The sequence below is a fragment of the Arthrobacter sp. B055-34 genome (genome assembly GCF_059090425.1).
Genome location: NZ_JBNHFQ010000001.1, coordinates 295424 through 315661 on the forward strand (window position 1 = coordinate 295424; position 20238 = coordinate 315661).

20 protein-coding genes are annotated in these 20238 nt (G+C 65.3%); 9 read left to right on the forward strand and 11 right to left on the reverse strand.

The window, feature by feature from the left end; all coding sequences use genetic code 11:
- Nucleotides 1-67: 67 nt before the first annotated feature.
- Entirely contained in the window at nucleotides 68-2998 is a 2931-nt protein-coding gene (locus AC5RWO_RS01265; RefSeq protein ID WP_498728764.1) for a GH25 family lysozyme, read from the reverse strand.
- A gap of 236 nt (nucleotides 2999-3234) precedes the next feature.
- Here AC5RWO_RS01265 and AC5RWO_RS01270 point away from each other — a divergent pair, with 236 nt between their 5' ends.
- Nucleotides 3235-3480, forward strand: coding sequence for a hypothetical protein (locus tag AC5RWO_RS01270; protein WP_498728766.1), 246 nt, complete (start codon nucleotides 3235-3237; stop codon nucleotides 3478-3480).
- Between the two features lie 67 nt (nucleotides 3481-3547).
- Entirely contained in the window at nucleotides 3548-4585 is a 1038-nt protein-coding gene (locus tag AC5RWO_RS01275) for a matrixin family metalloprotease (protein WP_498728767.1), read from the forward strand.
- Between the two features lie 69 nt (nucleotides 4586-4654).
- Here AC5RWO_RS01275 and AC5RWO_RS01280 read toward each other — a convergent pair whose 3' ends face one another.
- Nucleotides 4655-6088, reverse strand: a complete 1434-nt coding sequence (locus AC5RWO_RS01280) for an SLC13 family permease (protein ID WP_498728769.1) — start codon at nucleotides 6086-6088, stop codon at nucleotides 4655-4657.
- A gap of 322 nt (nucleotides 6089-6410) precedes the next feature.
- Nucleotides 6411-6551: a hypothetical protein gene (locus AC5RWO_RS01285; protein ID WP_498728770.1), complete on the reverse strand. Its 141-nt coding sequence runs from the start codon at nucleotides 6549-6551 to the stop codon at nucleotides 6411-6413.
- 410 nt (nucleotides 6552-6961) lie between these two features.
- Between AC5RWO_RS01285 and AC5RWO_RS01290 the strand changes: the two genes are divergently transcribed.
- On the forward strand, nucleotides 6962-7387 hold the full coding sequence (locus tag AC5RWO_RS01290) for a hypothetical protein (protein WP_498728772.1): 426 nt from the start codon (nucleotides 6962-6964) through the stop codon (nucleotides 7385-7387).
- Here AC5RWO_RS01290 and AC5RWO_RS01295 read toward each other — a convergent pair.
- The 3 genes from AC5RWO_RS01295 to AC5RWO_RS01305 all read right to left on the reverse strand — a co-directional run bounded on the left by AC5RWO_RS01295 (nucleotide 7384) and on the right by AC5RWO_RS01305 (nucleotide 11522).
- A complete protein-coding gene (locus AC5RWO_RS01295) occupies nucleotides 7384-9474 on the reverse strand; it encodes a transglycosylase domain-containing protein (protein ID WP_498728773.1) in 2091 nt (696 codons plus the stop codon). The two genes, AC5RWO_RS01290 and AC5RWO_RS01295, sit on opposite strands and share 4 nt — an antisense overlap.
- Before the next feature lie 86 nt (nucleotides 9475-9560).
- Nucleotides 9561-10931, reverse strand: coding sequence for a DUF2254 domain-containing protein (locus tag AC5RWO_RS01300; RefSeq protein ID WP_498728775.1), 1371 nt, complete (start codon nucleotides 10929-10931; stop codon nucleotides 9561-9563).
- A gap of 36 nt (nucleotides 10932-10967) precedes the next feature.
- Entirely contained in the window at nucleotides 10968-11522 is a 555-nt protein-coding gene (locus tag AC5RWO_RS01305; RefSeq protein WP_498728777.1) for a hypothetical protein, read from the reverse strand.
- Nucleotides 11523-11755: 233 nt separating this feature from the next.
- Here AC5RWO_RS01305 and AC5RWO_RS01310 point away from each other — a divergent pair, with 233 nt between their 5' ends.
- Nucleotides 11756-12247, forward strand: coding sequence for a hypothetical protein (locus tag AC5RWO_RS01310; RefSeq protein WP_498728779.1), 492 nt, complete (start codon nucleotides 11756-11758; stop codon nucleotides 12245-12247).
- Between the two features lie 31 nt (nucleotides 12248-12278).
- Here AC5RWO_RS01310 and AC5RWO_RS01315 read toward each other — a convergent pair whose 3' ends face one another.
- Nucleotides 12279-12629: a hypothetical protein gene (locus AC5RWO_RS01315; protein ID WP_498728780.1), complete on the reverse strand. Its 351-nt coding sequence runs from the start codon at nucleotides 12627-12629 to the stop codon at nucleotides 12279-12281.
- Between the two features lie 241 nt (nucleotides 12630-12870).
- Complete coding sequence (locus AC5RWO_RS01320) at nucleotides 12871-13128, reverse strand: hypothetical protein (RefSeq protein ID WP_498728781.1); 258 nt, start codon at nucleotides 13126-13128, stop codon at nucleotides 12871-12873.
- Nucleotides 13129-13507: 379 nt separating this feature from the next.
- Here AC5RWO_RS01320 and AC5RWO_RS01325 point away from each other — a divergent pair, with 379 nt between their 5' ends.
- Nucleotides 13508-15082: a GAF domain-containing sensor histidine kinase gene (locus AC5RWO_RS01325; RefSeq protein ID WP_498728783.1), complete on the forward strand. Its 1575-nt coding sequence runs from the start codon at nucleotides 13508-13510 to the stop codon at nucleotides 15080-15082.
- A gap of 65 nt (nucleotides 15083-15147) precedes the next feature.
- Here AC5RWO_RS01325 and AC5RWO_RS01330 read toward each other — a convergent pair whose 3' ends face one another.
- Entirely contained in the window at nucleotides 15148-15885 is a 738-nt protein-coding gene (locus AC5RWO_RS01330) for a response regulator (RefSeq protein ID WP_498728784.1), read from the reverse strand.
- Nucleotides 15886-16064: 179 nt separating this feature from the next.
- On the opposite strand from AC5RWO_RS01330, the gene AC5RWO_RS01335 reads away from it, so the two are divergent.
- On the forward strand, nucleotides 16065-16412 hold the full coding sequence (locus AC5RWO_RS01335; protein WP_498728785.1) for a hypothetical protein: 348 nt from the start codon (nucleotides 16065-16067) through the stop codon (nucleotides 16410-16412).
- 26 nt (nucleotides 16413-16438) lie between these two features.
- On the opposite strand, the gene AC5RWO_RS01340 is transcribed toward AC5RWO_RS01335, so the two are convergent.
- Together AC5RWO_RS01340 and AC5RWO_RS01345 are read right to left on the reverse strand one after the other, a co-directional pair.
- The gene (locus AC5RWO_RS01340) at nucleotides 16439-16993 is read right to left on the reverse strand and encodes a hypothetical protein (RefSeq protein ID WP_498728786.1); all 555 of its coding nucleotides are present in this window, start codon (nucleotides 16991-16993) and stop codon (nucleotides 16439-16441) included.
- 73 nt (nucleotides 16994-17066) lie between these two features.
- Nucleotides 17067-17528 carry a MarR family winged helix-turn-helix transcriptional regulator gene (locus AC5RWO_RS01345; RefSeq protein ID WP_498728787.1) on the reverse strand — a complete coding sequence of 154 codons (462 nt, stop codon included), beginning with the start codon at nucleotides 17526-17528 and terminating at the stop codon, nucleotides 17067-17069.
- Between the two features lie 125 nt (nucleotides 17529-17653).
- On the opposite strand from AC5RWO_RS01345, the gene AC5RWO_RS01350 reads away from it, so the two are divergent.
- The 3 genes from AC5RWO_RS01350 (at nucleotide 17654) to AC5RWO_RS01360 (ending at nucleotide 20202) form a co-directional block, all read left to right on the forward strand.
- Nucleotides 17654-19480, forward strand: a complete 1827-nt coding sequence (locus AC5RWO_RS01350; RefSeq protein ID WP_498728788.1) for an ABC transporter ATP-binding protein — start codon at nucleotides 17654-17656, stop codon at nucleotides 19478-19480.
- A gap of 36 nt (nucleotides 19481-19516) precedes the next feature.
- The gene (locus AC5RWO_RS01355; RefSeq protein WP_170064961.1) at nucleotides 19517-19669 is read left to right on the forward strand and encodes a hypothetical protein; all 153 of its coding nucleotides are present in this window, start codon (nucleotides 19517-19519) and stop codon (nucleotides 19667-19669) included.
- Nucleotides 19670-19761: 92 nt separating this feature from the next.
- The gene (locus AC5RWO_RS01360; protein ID WP_498728790.1) at nucleotides 19762-20202 is read left to right on the forward strand and encodes an Hsp20/alpha crystallin family protein; all 441 of its coding nucleotides are present in this window, start codon (nucleotides 19762-19764) and stop codon (nucleotides 20200-20202) included.
- Nucleotides 20203-20238: the final 36 nt, after the last annotated feature.

Below are 20238 nucleotides of genomic sequence, written 5' to 3' on the forward strand. Positions count from 1 at the left end.
CGGGCCCAATGCCCGGAACCGCCGCCTGGTGTTGCCGCTGGCTGCTGCCGAATCCTGCGAGGGACTCTTACAGCGTGCCCTTGAGCACCCCTGGCTTCACGCCGTTGTTCGTGAAGCGCGTGCCGGCGTAGTAGTACAGGGCGCCCGTCGGCCGGGTGGCCAGCAGATCCGGCTTGTTGTCCGTGCCGGCGTCTCCGGGCCCGAGGATACGGTTGTACTGGGACCAGCCGCTGTTGCCGATCTTGCGTTCCGCCGCGAACCAACCGCCCGAGGAGGCCGCTGTGCGTCCGGCCAGCAGCCACAGTGTGCCGTCAGGCTTGCGGGCCGTCAGGTCGCCGGTCCCGCCGTCGTCGTAATCGCCGACGGCGGTGAGGTGGTCGTATTTGTTCCAGCCGGTGGCGATCCGGCTGCGCGCGGAAACCTTGCCCGTCCCGGTTCCCGGATAGAGCCACGCCGTTCCGTCCGGGCGCACGCCGATCAGGTCCTTCTTGCCGTCCCGGTTCACGTCGCCGGCGCCCAGCAGCGAGTTGAACTGGTTCCAGCCGCTGGCGCCGATGCGAATCCGGGGCATGTAGCCTTCGCTGATGGAGTTGACCCGGCCTGTGCCCTTGTAGAGCCACAGCGAGCCGTCTGACTCGCGGGCCAGCAGGTCGTTGGCGCCGTCCCGGTTGAAGTCGCCCACGCCGACCAGTGCGGTGTAGATCTGCCAGCCGGTGCCGATGCGTACCGCTGCGGCGTGCCCGCCCCTGCCGTTGCCGGCGGCGAACCACAAGGTGCCGTTGGACTTGCTGGCCACCAGGTCGGCCCTGCCGTCGCCGTTGAAATCGCCCGGCGTTGCCACCAGGTTGTAGGCGTTCCAGCCCGTTCCGGCGGCCACGCGCGGCAGCATGCCGGACGTGTCCTGCATCTGGGTGCCGGCGTAGAAACGCAGCGACTTGTCGGGGTAGATGCCCAGCAGGTCCGGCTTCCTGTCGCCGTTGTTGTCGCCCGCGCCGAGGACCTGGCTGAACTTCTGCCAGCCGCTGGAGCCGACCTTCTGCGGCACGCCGAACGAGGCATTCAGAGCCGCTTTCCGGCCGGTCCCCCGGTACAGCCATAGCGTGCCGTCGGACTTGACCGCGAGGACGTCGGCCTTGCCGTCGCCGGAATAGTCGCCCGGCGCAGCAAGCTTGGTGTACTGCCAGCCCGAGGCCACTTGGACCCGGGAGCCGGTCTTCCCGGTGCCCAGGCCCGGGTAGAACCACACGGTCCCGTCCGGGCGCGTGGCCAGCACGTCCGCCCGGCGGTCCCCGTTCAGATCGCCGGCGGCGATGACCTCGGTGAACTGGTTCCAGCCGCTCGAGCCGACCTGGACTCTGGGCATGAAGGCCTTGGCGCCGACGGCGCCGGTGCCCTTGTAGAGCCAGAGCGAGCCGTCCCGGTGGCGGGCCAGCAGGTCAGGGTAAGCATCGCCGTCGTAATTTCCTGCGCCGATCAGCTTGTTGTAGATGTGCCAGCCGCCGCCGATCTTCACGGCCGTGCCGTAGCCGCCTGCCCCGTTACCAGGGTAGTACCAGAGGCTGCCGTCGGTGCGGCGCGAGACCATGTCGGTCTTGCCGTCCCGGTTCAGGTCGCCGGGGACCGCGCTGGTGACCGTGTAGTCACCGGCCGGCGCCGGCGCCACGGCGGGCGCCGGCGCGCTCACGCCGTTGGGGTACTTGGCGAAAGCGACGAGCTCCGCCTGCGTGCCGCGCCAAACGTTGGAGTCGCCGAGGAAGGGACCGGATTCGCTGTACTGCCAGATGTCGTAGCGGGTCCAGCCGGCGGGCAGCCACGGGTAGGTGACGTTGCCGGTAGAAAAGTGCGCGACGTGCAGCGGGTGGTCCTTGAAGGCGCTGCTGTAGCCCAGGCACTGGTTCCACCAGCTGCCGTTGGTGTAGATGGCCGGCACGCGGCCGGTCCGGGCCTTGATCTGGTTGGAGAAGTCGCGTACCCAGTTGACCAGCTGCGAGGGGCTCATGTTGTAGCAGGTGTTGCCCAGCTCGGGGTACGGGTTGAACTCGATGTCCAGCAGTGGCGGCAGCGTCCTGCCGTCGGCGGACCAGCCGCCGCCGTTGTTGACGAAGTAATCCGCCTGGACCTTGCCGCTGGTGACGTTTGGAATCGCGAAGTGGTACGCACCGCGGATCATGCCCACGTTGTAGGAGCCGGCGTACTGGCTGCCGAAACTGGGGTTCTTGTAGCTGGTCGCCTCGGTGGCCTTCACATAGGCGAAGCGGGCGCCGAGGTTCCACTCGGTCTGCCAGTTCACGCTCGGCTGCCAGCCGGAGACGTCCATGCCCTGGACTCCCTTTGGCCGCCAGTGGCTGCGGTTGGTGGCCGCGGCGATGGTGACGGCCGCCGTCCGCTCGATCTCGAGGACGTCGAGCGTTTCGGCGAGTTCCTCCTGCGCGTCTTCCTGCTTGAGTTCGGCTTCGCGCTCCTGACGCATCTCCAGGCCCTTGCCCATCTCGGCGCCGTGTTCGCCCTGCAGCTCTTCCAGCAGGGCCAACTTCTGCGCCTGGGTCAGCTTGTCCACGTCCACCTCGACGGGGGTATCCGACGCCGACGTGCCCGTATCTTCGGCGGGTTCGGTGACGGTTTGGCCCGGCTCGAGGACCTCCGGCGCTTCAATGGCCGGCGCACCTGACGGCTCATCGGCGGGATCGGCGGCGGGTTTTTCCGCCGGTGCGGCGTCTTCCACCGGTTCCGCGGACTCGAGCACGTCCGGCAGCGTTTGTGGTTCGGCCAAGCCGGTGTCAACCGACGACGGCGGCGCCTGGGTTTCGGTTGGTTCCGTCACCGTGACGGCCGGAGCGGGGAGGGATTCGGCCGCGGCTGCCGGCTGCATGATGAGCACTCCGGCAACGCTAATGGTCAGGGCGGTGGCGCCGGAGACAGCGCGCTGCCAGGCCTTCCGCGAGGTCAATCGTTTATATAAGGGGCCGCAGGAAGGCCGGCGCGAATGAACTATGTTCACAGGTAACTCCAGGTAGCGAGACTTGGTGCACCGCCCCAATCCGAGACACGCGGCGCCGAATAAGAGTAACCGATTCACCACGTGCTTGGGTTACGGTTTGGTCACGCTCGCGCGCCTCACTGGCGCCCGGAAGTGTTGTGGCTTGTCAGGGGCTGCAAGGTATTTCCAAGGTGACCCAAGTAACTTTTCACCTGACCACTGCAACCTATGCCGGTCGCCGGCTGAAAGACAGGTTCATGAGCTACGCGACAAACACCTTGGCTTATCCGCGCCGCCGCGACATCCGCCTCGGTACCGCCGATCCCGTTCCGCCCACGGCAATGATGGCCGCCGTCCCGCTGGTCAAGGTACCCTCCGGCGCCCCGCTGCCGATGCGACGGGACCTGCGGACGGGCCCCCGGCTGCGGCAGGTCCGGACAATTACGGCAGCATTCGCCGTCGCCGCGTGTGTAGGGGCCCTTTGGTTGCTGCTGGGCCGGTAGCTGCCGGCCGCGGAAATGTCCTGGCCCCGGGCTAGGCTGGGGTGAATCAGGCAGTTGGGGGAAACAAATGCCGCAAAGCTGTGGGGATGGACCGTACCCTCCGCCCGCCGAAAACGTCAGCCGCAGGATCACCGGTACACCGGAGACCCTGCGCCGTTCCGCGTCCGGTCGCATCCCGCAATGGGCGCTGGACGAGGCCCTCGGTCAGGCACCGGCGGGCTGGGGGACTCCCCCGGTTCCCGCTGCTTCCCCGGTTTCCCGGCGCAATCAACGCCGCGCCCGACGCCGCAGGAACCAGGGTGGCCTCCACCGGAACCGCCGGTACCCTCTCTGGCTGACCACCGCAGTGTCCATCACTGTCGTCGGCGCCCTGCTGCTTGCCCCGACCATGGGGAGCCGGGTGCTCAACGCCCTACCGGGGTTTTTAGCGGCAGCCGAGATGCCGCCGTCGGGCGTTGAAGCTGCGGATGCGCCGCTGGGCACGCCGCCGGCCGCCACCGGCTCGGACCAGTACCGGTTCCTCGAATTCGATGGGCTGGACCAGCCCTTCGTCGCCTTCGACCCCTGCCGGCCGATCCACTATGTTGTCCGCGCGGAGGGCGCGCCGGCAGGCGGAGCGGAAATGATCGAGGAGGCCGTCGGCATTGTCTCCAAGGCTTCCGGACTGCAGTTCATTAACGACGGCGAAACCACCGAAGCGCCTCAGGCCCGCCGGCCGAAGTACCAACCGGACCGCTACGGTGAGCGCTGGGCGCCGGTACTCATAGCCTGGTCAACGCCCGCGGACAATCCGGATCTGGACGGCGACACCATCGGCCTGGGCGGCAGCTCCCCGGTCGGCCTCGAGGGCGAAACGATGGTTTATGTCACCGGGCAGGTGGAGCTGGACGGCCCGCAGATGCGCGAGGTGCTGCAGTACCCCGGCGGCTGGGAAGGTGCGCGGTCTGTTGTCGTGCATGAACTGGGCCATGTCCTCGGGCTGGACCATGTGGATGATCCGGGCCAGCTGATGTACGCGGGCGGCAACTCCCGAACACAACTCGCCGACGGGGACCGTGCCGGCCTTGCCCTCCTCGGCCAAGGCGAGTGCGTTCCCGAGCTTTGACGCAAACACCGACGGCGGCGCCTCCCTTATGCGGGAAGCGCCGCCGTCGGCTTCATTCAGCGGGAGTTGTTAAAGGCCCACGCCGAACACGAATGGCACGAGAGTCATCAGGACGACCGGAATCATGACGATGCTGACGATATTCAGCCAGATGCCGCCCCGAACCATGCTCTTGATCGAAACACCGCCGGCGGCGAAAGCCACAGCGTTGGATGGCGTACCAACTGGAAGCATGTAAGCGCCGGAAACTGCGAGGGTGACCGTGATGGCCATAACCAGCGGGTCAATACCCACTCCGACGCCCACGGAGGCCATGATCGGCATGAAGGCCGCGGCGGTTGCCGTGTTGCTGGTCATCTCCGTGATCGCCAGCAGGATAATGACGATGATCAGAATCAAGATGATGGGCGGTACGTCCGCCAAGCCCGACACACTGTTACCGATCCATTCGCTCAGTCCCGTGGCTGTTACTTGTGCGGACAGGGACAATCCACCACCGAAGAGCAGCAGTAGGCCCCAGGGAACTTCCTTCGTCGCGGACCACTCGAGCAAGGGGCCGTTCTTGGGCTTATCGCCAGGAACCACAAAGACGAGCAGAGCGGCGAGAACAGCGATGGAGGTGTCATTGAAGTTCGCCGCAAAAGGAACCACGTCAGCAATCGCCGGGACTTTGGCGATGAACGGCAGGAAGATCCAGCAGAAAGCAGCCCCGGCAAAGATGGCGATGACGCGCTTCTCCTGGCTGGTCAGCCCGCCCAGTTTGCGCAGTTCCTCACGCATGATTTCCTTGCCGCCGGGAATTTCGTCGACCTCGGACCGGAAAACGATCTTGGTCAGCACAAGCCACGCCGTGGCCAGCATGAATGCCGCAAAAGGCACGCCGACCAGCATCCATTGGCCGAAACCGACGGTGATCTCGTAATTATCAGCCAGGTATGCCTTCATCAGAGCCATGGGAGGCTGGCCAATCAAGGTTCCCATGGAACCAATCGTCACTGCATACGCAATGCCTAACAGCATGGAGGCCGCAAGCTTGGGCGTCACTTTGGAATTTTCCAGAGAGTTGATCAATGCCAGGATGGCGCCGCCAATGGGAACCATGATGACGGCTGTGGCGGTATTGCTCACCCACATCGTGATCATGGCACTGGCGAGCATCAAACCGAAGACAATCTGGCTCGGTCTCGTACCCACCGCCAGAATGATCAGCAGGGCCACACGGCGATGCAGGTTCCATCGTTGGGTCGCGAGCCCCAGGATCACACCACCCAGAACCAGGTAGATGACGTTGTTCGCATAAGGAGCAGCCGCCGCTCCGATGTCTGCAACTCCTGTAATCGGAAACAAGACCAGCGGCAACAGCGACGTGACTTCCAGCGGAACGGCTTCAGTCATCCACCAAGCGGCCATCAGAATTCCGATTGCGGCAACACCGCGGGCCTGCACAGACAGGTTGTCCGGTAACAGGAAGAATGCTGCCACGGCCAGAATCAGGCCGGCCACAACAATCGGCCACTTGATCTTCGTAACCTTTGCGGCGGGCGGCGAGACTGGCGCCTCTACCGCATCATGTTCTCTTACTGTGGTCATACTTCGCTCCTTGGGGGAAGCCCCTTGAAATCTGTCGCTAGGACAGTAGGAGCTCAAGAAAGATGGAGCGCCGGCTACTGCGGCGCAAGTCACATCGATCTACCGTAGAGGAAGGATTGCCTGCTGAGAAATACCTAAAACGCCGTGATTGGTAGGCACCAGATATAACTCATAGTGGATCGGGGTAATGTCGCGAGCCTGCTGGGAAATAAAAACGCGGATACTCTGCCTAAGTTCAGTCCGTTTCCGGACCTTCGCAGTAGGGGCAGCGGCCGGAGCCGAAACCGCAGGCGTCCGGAAACGCGTCTGCGGCAATGCCGTCGGTTGAATCGAGGGTGATCTCGGTCGGTTTGTCTTCCAGAACAGTGTGGGTCATTGCCAGTCCTTAATGCGGCTTCTCATCCTGCAGCCGGGAGGGTCAGATGCGGTGCCACGGCAGGGTTTGCTGCCGCGGCACCGTTCGGTTCCAGGACTTCAGGGCAAGAGGTCGGTCGAGGCCCTGGACCTGCACTCCCGGACGGAGTGCGGACCGGTCTTCCGGTTGAGGATTGCGGTCTTGGTCACAGACTATGGGAGGCAGTGGCACTCCGTCAGTGTGCAAGTGCATAGCATCAGGGAGGAGGCTATGTGCTGCTGACAAGGACTTTTCCTCCCCCTCGCCGGGGGCGGAACGGACGGATAAAATGGCGGAACAAGTGGCACACTGCGCTCCGGCTCAGCGGAACCATGCCTTCTTAGGCGACCTCCCCAAATTCCCGCTCTTTTGTCGCATCGGACTTCCCCATCATGAAAACCCTGTCACGCGCTTTGGCTGCGGCCGGAGCCGCCGCACTCCTGACCGCCTTTTCCGTCGCCGCACCCGCGAGCGCAGCCGGCACCATCACCGCTCCCGACGAGGGCGAACTTCTCGGTGACGGCGCGGCTGTCACCTTGTCCATCACCTATGAGTGCGACACCGGGCAGAATGCGAACGTCTTCGCCGAAATCGCCCAAGCCATCGATGATGACCGTGTCGCCACCGGCAACGGATTCGCCGCTCCGGTCGACTGCACCGGCGCAGAGCAAAGCGTCGAGGTGTCCGTGCTGGCGTCCGGCGGCTTCTTCGCGTTCACCGAAGGAACCGCCGTCGCCCGCATCTTCCTGGCCACCTGCACCGTGGGTGCCTGCGAGCAGGTGACGGCCACCGCGGAGCTGGAACTGGTGGATGATTAGCGCATGCTGAAGGGAATCTCGCCGAAGTCCCCGGTCTCGTAGAGCGGAGCCACTTCGCGCATGTACTCGGTCCACTGCGCCCCGGCGATGGTGGAACCGTCCACATAATCGCGGACCACGCCGTTGATCGGGACGTAGTTCAGCGACGAGTAGGACGTCCAGTTGCCCACCCAGGACGCGGTGGAAATGCCCTTGGTGTAGCCAACGGTCCAGGTCTGCTCGGAGAGGTCGGTGGTGCCGGTCTTCGCTGCGGCCGGCACCCCGATGGGCGTGATGTTGCCCGGCATCTCCTGCACCAGGTCCTGCAGCGGCCTACTTATGGCTGCCGCGACACCCGGTGCCAGAACCTGCTCGCACGCCGGTTCCGGGATCTCGTAGCTCTTGCCTTCAGAGTCAGTGACCTCGGTCAGGGCGATCGGTTCGCAGTACTCTCCCCCGCTGGCGAAGGTGGCGAACGCGGCGGCCATGGTCAGCGGGGAAACTTCCTGCCCGCCGATCACGAAGGACGGATTGTTCACGACCATCGGCTCACCGTCCACCGCGCGGTGGACGCCCAGCTTGGTATACACATCACGGATTTCGCACAGGTCCAGCATGGCTGCCTGGGCCGCGGTCGCCGAGTTGACCGACGAGGTCAGCCCCTCGCTCACGGTCATCGGACGGTCGTAGCCGGGCAGCGCGTTCTTGAAATCCCACTCGCTGAAGTACGCGGTAGCCGGCAGGCAGCTGGCCGTCCAGTTGTACCCGCCGGGATAGTAGGTGCGGCTGGCGTCCACCACGTCGCTCAACGCGTTCCCGGCCTCGAGCCAGGCAACGGTGGTGAACGGCTTCACGGTCGAGCCCGGCTGAAAGCCGTACGGCGTTCCGCCCATATCCGGGTCCACGTTGAAGTTCAGCTCGGTGTTGCCCTCGCCTGCTTCGGGCGTGTAGTTGGTGTTCTGCGCCATCGCGAGGATCTTCCCTGTACCCGGTTCAACCGAGACCATGGCCGAGCCGGCGCCGGACGCGTCGCCCACGGGCACCTGCTCCTCGATCTGCTCCTGAGCTTCCTCCTGCAGACGCGAATCCAGCGTGGTCTGGATCTTGAGGCCGCCGCGGGCCAGCAGCTTGGCGCGCTCTGCGGCATCTTCGCCGAAGGCGTCGGACTGCATCACCAGATTTTCCACGTAGTTGCAGAAGTAGGCGGCGGACTCGGCCCCCACGCAGCCCGACTGCACCGTTTGCAGGTCAATCTCCAGATCCGAGGCGACGGCGTCGTCGTACTCTTTCTGGGTGATCTTCCCGTTGCGCAGCATCGCCCCCAGCACCGTGTCCCGGCGCTCCTTGGTGGCCTCCGGATTGGTGACCGGGTTGAAGTAGTTCGGCGACTGCACCATGCCGGCGAGCATGGCGGACTGCGCGATGTTCAGCTCGGCGGCCGGAATCCCGAAGTAGGTCTGCGCGGCGGCCTCCACACCGTAGGTCTGGCCGCTGAACAGCACAATGTTCAGGTAGCCCTGCAGGATTTCCTCTTTCGAGTACTCCCGTTCGACGGCGATAGCCAGCTTGGCCTCCCGCAGTTTGTCCGTGATGTTCTTGGTGCCGCTGATGGTCAGCTCATCGACACTCTTTCCCGCTTCCACGCCGTTGTCGATCAGCACGTTGTTCACGTACTGCATGGTCAGTGTGGACGCTCCCTGCAGGCTGCCGCCGGCGAGGTTGCTGGCCGCGGCGCGCATGATGCCCTGCAGGTCCACGCCGTTGTGCTCGTAGTACCGCGTGTCCTCGATGGAGATGATGGCATCCTGCATGTGCTGCGACACCTCGTCCAGCGTCACGGGCACCCGGTTCTCCGCATAGAAGGTGGCAATGAGCTCGCCGTCCGCAGAATAGATGGTGGAAGGCTCATCCATGGGACTGGTCTCGAGATCGCTTGGCAGCTGATCGAAAATGTCCACCGAAGTGTTGGCTCCCGCGGCGGCCACGGCGACGGACGGGACCAGGAGCCCGGCCGCCAGGACGCCGCACAGCACGCTCACCCCGAAGAAGAGGGCCAGTTTGCCCAGCTTCGTCGAGCTGTCCAGCAAAGGAGTTTTGTGAATGCGCATGGTTTTAACTGTAAGGTGCAACCCTGACCGTTTGCTTCGAGTAAGCAACCACTGTGAATTACAATCCGAGAACGAGGACGGGACGCTCAGTCTGCGAGCAGCGCGGCAGTTTCGTTCGCCGCCTGCATAAGGCGGTTGCGCTCGGCGTCCTCCAACGAGGCCGCTTCGACAGCGCTGCGCAACTGGTCCAACTGCAGTGCGAGGGCGTCACGGTAGCGCCGGTCTTTGTCGCACCAGGCTACTTCCCGCAGCAGCTCGATCAGCCGCGCGGCCACCATCGGGTCCTTGGCGCCGTACAGGCGCGGTTGGCTGACGGCCAGGTCCAGCAGCTCCTCGAGATCCGGCAGCGCAAGCACCACGCGGACCCGGCCGCCGTCGTCGTTGTTGTGGCCGTCGCCTTTGCCACGGCCGCCGTCGTCGTCGTCAGTCATCATGCGCGGTCCCGGATTCCGGTCCACCAGGGTGCACAGCAGGCTGGACAGGTGGCCCAGCACATGGATCGCCGTGGTCGGGTCATTGATCCCCGGCGACAGCGCGCGTGCCGCCACGTCCACCAGCTGACGGAAGCCGAACGCCACATCCTGCACATTGGTGCGCTCGAAGCCGGTGGCCACCGCCTCGTTCACCAGCTTCTCCAGCTCAGCGGCTTCCTCGGCACCAGGTGCGCCGCCGGAACCGCTCTTCCAAGCGCGGGCAAAGGGCACGCCTTGGATCAGCGAGCTGCCCGGATCCCGGTCGATCCGCACCACAGTCCCGGTCTCCCGCGCCGCCTCCAGCAGCGCTTCTTCGTCGATGCTGGTCAGGAATCCCGAGCGGGCGGAGACGATGGGAATGCTGCCCGGACCCGGTTCGGGCTCCTGCGGTTGGGGCGGGGCGCCGGCGGGAAAGATCCGGTCAATGGTGACTTTGGTTTCCTCGTGCACGTTGCGCATCATCGTTTCTACCCGGATTTCGCGCGTCAGGTGCGCCAGGAACAGGACGAGGCCCATCACGCTGGCCAGCGACAGCACAAATGAAACCGTGACGGAGATTTCCGGGACGAACGGCCCGTCCTCGTCCTGCTGGGTCCGCACACTCCGCAGCACGGTCAGCGCGAAGACGAACGTGGCCAGGAACAAAGCAAGCGTCACGTGCACAAACCTGTCCCGCGTGAACGTACGGAGCAGCCGCGGGGAGAACTGGCTGCTGGCCAGCTGCAGCGTGACCACTGTGAGGGAAAAGGTCAGCGAGGTAACCGTGATCAGGGACCCGGAAATGGCCTCCAGCACCGAACGCGCGGCCTCAGGCCCGCCGCCGAACAGCAGAGCCGTCACTGTCGGCGGCAGGTCGTCGTCGACAGCTGAATCGAGGCGGGGAAGGAAAACGCCAAGTCCCACCGAGAGAACGACGGCGACCGCCGGCACCGGCCAAAGCTGGGTCCGCAGGGCGTCCCGGATGCGTTCGCTGCGCCTCTTCATGCCCTCATTCTGCCCCAGCCGGGGCTGCTGTCAGTCTCAGGGGCTCATATCCACATTGACTGCCATGATGTACGGTTCCTGGTCCCATGCGGCGTAGAGGGGGTCGTCGAGGTCCGCGCCGAGATCGTCTTCGACGTACGGCAGGTCCAGCACCGTGTGGACCACGCCTTTGACCTGCACAGGTTCGCCTGGCTCAAGGTCGGCCAGATCGCCGTCGTAAATCACCAGCAGCGGCTCAACCGCCGTATCCTCGGTCCCGGCGATGGTGAAGGCCTCCGGCGCCACCATCTCGTTCACGTCGGCCGAGACCGTGACGGTCTGGCCTTCGAGCGAGTCCAGCTCGTCAACGAACTTCTGGTCATACAGTCCCTCATAGGGGCGGCCGGGCACCAACGGCGGCGCCGAGCGCGGCGCCTCGGCGCCCAAGGGATCGTCGGCAGCCTCCTGGACGTCCTCAACGTCGACCCCGCTCTCGGGTCCTGACGTTGAGCAGCCGGCCAGGCCAAGTGACGCGAAAACGACGGCGCCAGGAAGCCCCAGGCGAACCATCCAGCTCCCGACGTGTTCACTCTTGGAATGATGAATCGACATGGCCCTGCTCCTTCGGTGTGCAGTTGTTTCAGCTGTTTCACCGTAGAAACTCTCCCGAAGAGCGGTCAACGGACGTGACGGAACCGGAACCAGGGAACACGCGGCGTTATCTCCCCGTTCTGCGTCCGCGCCAGGCCGGTTACGATCCGGTCAATTCCGTTGTCCGGATTGATCAGTGTGCTTATGTTGGGCATATACGTACCTGTTGGACGACCAGCGTTAGGACCCCCGTCATGAGAAAACCAGGCACCGCCCTGCGGCATCTGATCGCCGTGCTGGCCGCTCTCGCCATGGCCTTCACGCTCTCAAGCTGCGCAGAAACGGACGTGGAAGAAACAGATCCGGTAGCCAACGGGGTCAATGCGGACATTGGACCCATGCAGGTGCGGAGCCTGCTGATCGTCGCCGCGGCCGAAGGTCAGCCGGGCCGCCTGCTGGGCACGCTCTCCAACACGGCCGACGAGCCCACCGGGGTCACCATCAAGGATGCCAACAGTGAAGTGACGGTGACAGTCGACGGCGGCACCGACTACGGCTTCGACACGAACCCCCACCAGCTCTCGACTGTCGCCGAACCCCCGGGCTCGCGCGTGCCGGTCACCGTCACGGTCGGCTCCGAGAGTACCGAACTGCTGGTCCCGGTCTTCGACGGCACATTGGAACCCTACCGCCAGTACCTGCCGCCGGGCGCTCCGTCCCCCAATGCCTCGGAGACGGCCTCTTAGATCGGCCGTCGTCCTGCCGCCCGGCGGATATCTAAGCTGCCAGGGGCTCCAGCACCTGCAGCCGGCATTCGGAATGCAGCGGGTCGGATTTCTCCGGCAGGCAGCCGCGCTCTACCGCGGTCTGCAGATCCGCCAGTGCTTCGGCACCGGCGTGGGCCTTGGACAGATCAACAACTATTTCCATGCCGGGCACCAGCGCGTTGGTGCGCCGGGCAATGGCGTAGAGCGCCTTGAGGTTTTGGACCGTCACCGTTCCGCCCACCTGGATCCGAGCGGACTGCATCGTGGTGTCCAGGCGCACCAGCACCTTGAGTTTCCGGCTGGCAGCGCCGGCGAATCCGGTCTGGCCCGAAGCGTTCCGTACTAGCTGTGTGGTTGTCATACCCGTCCTTCTGAGATCTCCGGGGAACTGCTGATGGCTGCCGTGGACCGCCGATAGCCTAGGCGGTCCACGGCTGCATTTCCGTGCTGGGACCCCGGGCGCCTTTGCTCGGGACCGGTACGGAATCGGGATTGCCACTTACGTGGTGCGGCCAGTCCCCCCTGCTGGCTCCCGAGATGCACCTCCTACAGACTCCCGTGCCCCGCCCATTGCCAATAGGGCCCAAAGTCCCGCCTTCGGGTCAGGCGTACCAGAACCACCCCGGCGGTTCCCAGTCCGAGGGCACATCGTGACCGCTGAATTGCCCGCATTTGAGACAGCTGTAGCTGGCTTCGGCTGACGTAAGGCCGGTCCCGGGCTGCAGCCGGGGCGGAACGAACTCCTCAATAATCAGATACTGGTCCGAGCGGCAGGTCTCGCAGAAGGGCAGTTCCGGCCCGGTCCCGATCGTGGGGACCGCTGTTGCCGCTTCGTCATCTTGCCAGGCGGGTAGAACCATAGGGGGTTTCCTCCGGTCTTGCTCAAGCCTTGTGCCGGACGTCATTGTTCCGGCGCAGCAGCCGTCAGAGGCCGCATGACCAAGAGTCTGCCTTAGCCACCTTGGAAAGAGGAGGGCCTTTCGTCCCCCAATTGTTATAAGGGTGCAAATAGTCCCTGATTGAACCATTCAGCACGTACGACGGCGGGTGGTTGCCGCATACCGGACGTCTCTGTATAAGGACGACGGCATGATCCGGTGCCGTAAGAGCTTGACGGGTGTTGCCCCGGCAACTTAGATAACAGTCCAGAGCTTTAGCGCAACAGCCGGGCTGCAGAGTACGAACATCGGTTGGGGGACGTATGGGGATTCCCGATTCGCCGGTTGAAGGTAGGACCGGATGAAGCACCTCCTCGCGGCCGTGATGGCGGTTGCCGAAGACCTGAGTCTGGAAACCGTCCTGCGGAGGGTGGTGGAATCGGCGTGCCAGCTCGTGGACGCCCAGTACGGCGCCCTGGGCGTTGCCGCTGAAGACGGCACGTCGCTGAGCCACTTCATTACGGTTGGTCTCGATGAGGAAGAACACCGCCGCATCGGAGACCTGCCAACCGGGCACGGCGTGCTCGGGCTGCTGCTGCGCGAACCCGTGGCGTTGCGGCTCAACCCGCTCAGCGGACACGCGGACGCCCATGGCTTTCCACCCAACCATCCGCCGATGCAGTCTTTTCTCGGAGTGCCGATACGCGTCCGCGGCGCCGTCTTTGGCAGCCTGTACCTGACGGAGAAGAGAGGTGGCGGCAGCTTCACCGAGCGGGACGAAGAATTCGTCTCCACCCTGGCCGCGGCGGCAGGCGTGGCGATCCAGAATGCCCGCCTGTTCGAGGCCCTGCGCCGCCGTGAGCGGTGGCTGCAGGCCTCGATGGAATTGAGCATGAGGCTGCCTTCCAAGTCGCAGGACCCGCGCGACCTGATCGTTGACCACGCGCTGGCACCGTCCGGAGCTGCGCTCGCGGTGTTCGCGACTCCAGCCCAGGACGGGATGATCGCCCGGTGCGAAGCTGCCGCGGGCGAGCGAGCGGGGGAAATTGTCCGCCAGAGTGTCCCGGTCTCGCTCACCGTTCTCCACTCCGTGCTGGAGACCGGAAAGCCCGTGCTGTGTGAAGCGGCAGATCTGGTGGATCCGGAAAAAGCGGAGGGGCTGGGGGCTGCGCTGGTGGCCAGACTGTCCCCGCGCGGCGGCGAACCCAGCCTGCTGGTGCTCTGCAGAGAGGCCGGTGCCGACGGTTTCCACCCCGTTGATCTGGGTATGGCCGAAATCTTCTGCACGCATGCTTCGCTCACCATGGAGCTGGCGCAGGGCCAGCGGCTGCGTGAACAGTTGGTACTCTTTGCCGACCGGGACCGCATTGCCAGGGACTTGCATGACGTCGTCATCCAGCGTTTGTTCGCCGCCGGCCTGAACCTGCAAAGCCTGCGCCGCTACGCCATGGAGGACAGCGCCCAGGAGCGGATCTCCGACGTCACCCGGGAACTCGACGAAGCCATTCGCGAGCTGCGCGACACCATCTACTCCCTGCGTGCCGATACCCAGGAGGAAGTCCTCAGCAGCAGGATTGTCCGGGCTGTCCAGGAAGGCACCCGCGCATCAGCCTTCACGCCCCGGCTCGAAATTTCCGGTCCCATCGACTCGGACGTGCCGGACAAGGTGGCCGAACACCTGCTGGCGGTGATCCGGGAAGGGCTCAGCAATGCGGTGCGGCATTCGGATGCCGACCATATCGAGGTCTCAGTGGCAGCTATCGACAACCGCATCCGGCTGGCCATCGAGGACAACGGCCGCGGCTTCACTAATCCCCTGCGCCGCAGCGGTCTGGCCAACCTGGAGCAGCGAGCGGAGGAACTTCACGGAACGCTGGAAATAATGAGCGCGCCGGGCAAGGGAACAAGCGTGGTCTGGACGGCACCGCTGGCATAGCCGCCAATGACAAGGTCGGAAGTCATCCGGCGACCGCCACCCGGGTGCTACTTTCCCGCCTGCAGCTACTGCCCGGCCCCCTCCGGCTGCGCTTCGCCGGCGGCCTTCGCCACGAACACCGCCGCCTGCGTCCGTCGTTCAAACCCAAGTTTGGCCAGGATGGAGGACACATAGTTCTTGACCGTCTTCTCGGCCAGGAACAGCTGGTCGCCGATCTGCCGGTTGGTCAGGCCCTCGCCGATCAGCGCCAGGATGCGCAGCTCCTGCGGGCTCAGCGCTTCCAGCCGCGGGTCCGCCGCCTCGGGCCGGGCCAGGCCCTGCAGGATCCGGGCCTTCAGATCCGGCTCGAAAAGCGACTCCCCGCTGGCGGCCTTGCGCAGCTCCGCCACGAGATCAGTCCCAACGATCTGCTTGAGCACATAGCCCAGCGCTCCGGCGATGACCGCGCTGCGCAGGGAGCGTTCGTCGTCGTAACTTGTCAGAATCACGCACCGCAGCGACGGATCCACCGAGAGCACGTCCCGGCAGACCTCGATCCCGGTACCGTCCGGCAGCCGAGCATCGAGAATGGACACGTCCGGACGCAGGACCGGAATCAGGCCGGTCGCCTCCCGCGCCGAGCCCGACTGGCCGATGACTTCGAAGCCCTCGCCCTCCAGCAGGTCCTGGAGGCCGCGCCTAACCAGCTCGTGGTCATCGAGAATAAAAACCTTGATGGTGCGGTCCGCCGAATCCGGCTGAGCGCGCGCTGCCTCGTCCACCTGTTCCCCAATCACGATGGCACCCCCCATGTGCTCCGTCATACGGTCCGGTCCCCTAGTTCATTCTTACCGGATCCACCGGATTCTCCAAGTGGCGAAGGTCCTCTATGCAAATGTGATCGAAACGCTATCTGGCTAGGGCATTTGAGGTGGGCCCGGCCCATAGGATGGAGAAAACACTCCCATCCGACGTCCGGCTTGCCCGGCTGAAAGTCGAGTTGATGACTCCCCCGGCTGAAAACGCCCCTTACCCCCGCCGGCGCGACATCCGCAGCGGTGCTGCCGATCCGGTACCCCCAACCGGCATGATCCCCGTGGTCCCCTTGCCGGCCAAGCTATCCGTACCGGCCCAGCCTGCCCTGCCCGCCCGCAAGGAACTGCGGACCGGAATGATCCAGATCGTCCCGCCCGCGCAAGGCCAGCCCTCCTCGGCAACGCGCTATGTACCGGCGCCAAAACCTGAAACAACGACGGCGGAGCCGGCCTCGCGCCGCAAACCGCTCTGGATCGCCGGCGGCGCGGCCGTGGTGGTGGGGCTGGTCGCCGCGACGTTCCTCTTCTGGCTCTGACGCTCCTGGCGGCACCCCCCTAGTTGCTAGGGCAGGGTCCGCCGGGGCCTGGACCTTCTCACGAAGCGCGCGATGGCCACGGCAAACAGCGTCGCCAGGATGGGGATGAGGACAAGCGGACCGACTCCTGCCAGTCCGTTGCCGGCGGCCAGCAGACCCATCATGCCGATCCAGCAGAGCACTGCCGCGTAGGCTGCGACCACCGCAAGGCCGTTGAAGAAGCGGGGGTGGCTGGCCGGGTACCGGCCGAGTTTCGTCGTCGGACCGGACTGCCGGTGCTGCTGCCGCCCCGCAATCTTCCGGTGTTGGCCCTGCGGAGGCTTCCGGTGCCGCCCGTCTGCAGAAACGTCAACCGGCTCTCTCAGCCAGAGCCGCCAGGCTGCGTATAGCCCTGAACTGAACAGCACGGGGAAGAACAATAGATGCGGTATCGCATAGACAAGTCCGGGCACTGTGAACAGCAGTGCAATGGCCCCGAACCAGCACAGGCCTACGCCGTACACGCCGATGACCAGAAGGGTTTTCTTGGCGCCCTGGCTGAGTGCCGGAAGCTTTACGGGGATGAGTTCCTGGCTGGACATATCCGCTCCGCTGCGAGACTGGGACGATCTGGAGTCATTCCATCACAGCACGGATAGCCCGCATTGGCGAGACCTACTGGCCGCGGTTCTCGGACGCCCGATCGGCGGCCAGGGCGGCGTCTTCTTCGGCCCGCAGGAGCCGGCCAAGGGTGGCCGCGAGCTCTGCGCGCTCCTCGTGGGCCAGGACCGCGAAGAACTTCTCGGCCTGCTCCAGCTGGGCCGCACGAATGGCCTCGGACAGCTCGCGGCCGGCGTCGGTCAGGGTGACAACGGTGGCACGGCGGTCGGCGGGGTCCGGCTGGCGCACGCACCAGCCGCGCTCCTGCAGTCCGTCCACGACTTCGGTGGCGGAGCGCGGAACAATGTGAAGCCGTTCGGAGAGTTCCCCCAGCCGCAGCTGGCCGTGGCGCCTGAGCATGCCCAGCGCCCGTGACTGTGATGGGGCAACATCCCAAGGCGCCAGCGCGTCCCGGGAGAGGTGCCGCAGCCGCCGGGCTACGGCCCAAAAAGAATCCAGCAGGTTTTCATCAGCCACGGGAATAGACTATCAGCGGTAGCGGTTGTACCCTCATAGTGAGGTTACCTCAGCAATTCTGCTGGTTCCTCAGTCATCAACCGGCCGTCCATCAGAACGGCCTGGCACCCCTCGAGAGAAACGGGGTGGTTCCCACGGAATCCATCAATACCATCAGCTTCGGCCCCGGCGGCGGCCGAGGCGGCGGACCGGGCCGCGCGCCCACTGCTACCGAACGCGACCAGGCGCAGCACGTTTCGCTGCGGCGCATCGCGGCGCTGTTCCGCCCCTACCGCTGGCAGCTCACGCTGGTCACCGCCATCATCATCGCGTCCTCCGTGGTCTCGATGGCCTCGCCCTTCCTGCTGCGCGCCGTCATCGACACCGCGCTGCCCGAGCAGGACGTCCGGCTGCTGGTTTTCCTGACCGCCGGAATGCTGGCCGTCGCCGTCATCACGGCCGCCTTCGGTGTGGTCCAGACCTGGATCAGCACCCGGATCGGGCAGCAGGTCATGCATCGGCTGCGCTCTGACGTGTTCGCGCACCTGCAGCGCCAGTCGATCGGCTTCTTCACCCGGACCCGCGGCGGCGAAGTGCAGTCCCGCATCACCAACGACATCGGCGGCATGCAGACGGTTGTCACCTCCACGGCCACAAGCATCGCGGCGAACCTGACCACCGTGGTGGCCACCGCCGTCGCCATGGTAGCCCTGTCCTGGCAGCTGAGCCTGATCTCGCTGCTGGTGATGCCGCCGGCCGTGATCCTCACCCGCAAGGTCGCCACCATGCGGCGCGAAATCACCGCCCGCAAGCAGCGCGAGCTGGCGAACATGAACGTCACCATCGAAGAGTCGCTCTCCGTCAGCGGCATCCAGCTCAGCAAGACCCTGGGTACCGGAGCGGCGCTGTCCGCCCGGTTCACCGAGTCCTCCGGGCGGCTCACGGACCTGGAACTGCGCTCCGAACTTGCCGGCCGCTGGCGGATGGCCACCATGAGCATCATCTTCGCGGCTGTTCCCGCCGTCATCTACCTCGCCGCCGGCCTGCCTGCCACCGCCGGGAACATGACCATCGGTACCGTGGTGGCGTTCACCGCGCTGCAGAGCGGACTGTTCCGGCCCCTGATGGGACTGCTGAACGTCGGCATCACGCTGACCAGCTCGCTGGCCCTGTTCGCGCGCATCTTCGAGTACCTCGACCTGCCGGTGGAGATCAAGGATCCGGCCTCCCCCGCCGTCGTTGTTCCTGCCGAACTCAAGGGCCATGTCCGTTTCGAGGACGTCAGCTTCAGCTACCCGGGCAGCGAACTTCCCGCGATCGACGGCGTCAGCCTGGACGTCCCGGCCGGCACTACCCTGGCGCTGGTGGGGCAGACCGGTTCGGGCAAGAGCACGCTCGCTTCCATGGCCGCCCGCCTGCACGATCCCGGTGCCGGCCGCATCACCATCGACGGGGTGGATATCCGCACCATGGCGCTGGCGGACCTGGCCTCCGTGGTCGGCATGGTCAGCCAGGACACCTACCTGCTGCACACCACCGTGCGCGAAAATCTGCGCTATGCCAAGCCGGACGCCACCGATGCACAGATCGAACAGGCCGCCCGCGATGCGCAGATCCACGAGCACATCATGGCGCTGCCGGACGGCTACGACACCATGGTCGGCTCCCGCGGCCACCGCTTCTCCGGCGGCGAAAAGCAGCGCATCGCGATCGCCCGGACGCTGCTGCGCAACCCGCAGGTGCTCATCCTCGACGAGGCCACCAGCGCGCTGGACACCCGGACCGAACGAGCCGTGCAGGAAGCCTTCGACCGGCTGGCGCAGGGCCGGACCACCATCACCATCGCGCACCGGCTCTCCACCGTCCGCAAAGCTGATCAGATTGCAGTGCTCGACGGCGGACGGATCGTTGAGACCGGGACGCACCATACGCTGGTGGAAGAAAACGGCCGCTACGCCGCGCTGGCTGCCTGAGCGGCCCGGCGCGATGGGCTGCGGCATACTGGGACCATGAAGCAATTGCTGACCGTCCTCCTGATTGCGGCCATCGTCCTGCTGGTGCTGGGCATCGCCGTCCAGGCCGTGAAGTTCCTGCTCTACGTTGGCTTGGCCGTGCTGGTGGTCTCCGGCGCCGTCCTCCTGCTCACCCGCGAACAGGACTGACGGCCGGGCCCGTATCACGGTCGGGAGCTTGTCCTTGTCACCGCATGCCTCCGGTGGGAATCTAGAAGAAACCCCGTTGAAAGGACACGGCCATGGCTGAGCAGCACAAGAGGCTTCCGTTCGACCCCCGCAGGTCCCCCGGCGAACTGCTGGAACCGCTCCGCCGCCTGTTCGATACGGAAATGGAATCCTCTTCCGGCATCCGGGTCGAGGAGTTCGTGGACGGGCAGACCATGGTGGTGCGCGCCGAACTGCCGGGCATCGACCCGGACCAGGACGTGGACGTTTCCGTCTCGGACGGCGTCCTGCACATCAGGGCCGAGCGCAGGGAACAGACCGAGCACCGGGACAAGGACACTTACCGCTCGGAGTTCAGGTACGGCTCGTTCACCCGCGATGTCACGCTGCCGGATGGCGTGAACCCGGATGACATCAACGCCACCTACCGCGACGGCGTACTGGAAGTCCGGACGCCGATGCCGCCCAAGCCGGCTGGAACTCCGCCGCGCAAGGTGCAGATCAACCGCGGGTGAGTTAAGAAGCGAAGACCCCCGCCAGTCTCGGAGCGG

Excerpts from the sequence above, each read along its gene's own strand:
- AC5RWO_RS01270 (WP_498728766.1), top strand. The coding sequence starts at position 3,235 with ATGAGCTACGCGACAAACACCTTGGCTTATCCGCGCCGCCGCGACATC.
- AC5RWO_RS01275 (WP_498728767.1), top strand. The coding sequence starts at position 3,548 with ATGCCGCAAAGCTGTGGGGATGGACCGTACCCTCCGCCCGCCGAAAAC.
- AC5RWO_RS01285 (WP_498728770.1), bottom strand. The coding sequence starts at position 6,551 with ATGACCCACACTGTTCTGGAAGACAAACCGACCGAGATCACCCTCGAT.
- AC5RWO_RS01290 (WP_498728772.1), top strand. The coding sequence starts at position 6,962 with ATGAAAACCCTGTCACGCGCTTTGGCTGCGGCCGGAGCCGCCGCACTC.
- AC5RWO_RS01295 (WP_498728773.1), bottom strand. The coding sequence starts at position 9,474 with ATGCGCATTCACAAAACTCCTTTGCTGGACAGCTCGACGAAGCTGGGC.
- AC5RWO_RS01300 (WP_498728775.1), bottom strand. The coding sequence starts at position 10,931 with ATGAAGAGGCGCAGCGAACGCATCCGGGACGCCCTGCGGACCCAGCTT.
- AC5RWO_RS01305 (WP_498728777.1), bottom strand. The coding sequence starts at position 11,522 with ATGTCGATTCATCATTCCAAGAGTGAACACGTCGGGAGCTGGATGGTT.
- AC5RWO_RS01310 (WP_498728779.1), top strand. The coding sequence starts at position 11,756 with ATGAGAAAACCAGGCACCGCCCTGCGGCATCTGATCGCCGTGCTGGCC.
- AC5RWO_RS01315 (WP_498728780.1), bottom strand. The coding sequence starts at position 12,629 with ATGACAACCACACAGCTAGTACGGAACGCTTCGGGCCAGACCGGATTC.
- AC5RWO_RS01320 (WP_498728781.1), bottom strand. The coding sequence starts at position 13,128 with ATGGTTCTACCCGCCTGGCAAGATGACGAAGCGGCAACAGCGGTCCCC.
- AC5RWO_RS01325 (WP_498728783.1), top strand. The coding sequence starts at position 13,508 with ATGAAGCACCTCCTCGCGGCCGTGATGGCGGTTGCCGAAGACCTGAGT.
- AC5RWO_RS01330 (WP_498728784.1), bottom strand. The coding sequence starts at position 15,885 with ATGACGGAGCACATGGGGGGTGCCATCGTGATTGGGGAACAGGTGGAC.
- AC5RWO_RS01335 (WP_498728785.1), top strand. The coding sequence starts at position 16,065 with ATGACTCCCCCGGCTGAAAACGCCCCTTACCCCCGCCGGCGCGACATC.
- AC5RWO_RS01340 (WP_498728786.1), bottom strand. The coding sequence starts at position 16,993 with ATGTCCAGCCAGGAACTCATCCCCGTAAAGCTTCCGGCACTCAGCCAG.
- AC5RWO_RS01355 (WP_170064961.1), top strand. The coding sequence starts at position 19,517 with ATGAAGCAATTGCTGACCGTCCTCCTGATTGCGGCCATCGTCCTGCTG.
- AC5RWO_RS01360 (WP_498728790.1), top strand. The coding sequence starts at position 19,762 with ATGGCTGAGCAGCACAAGAGGCTTCCGTTCGACCCCCGCAGGTCCCCC.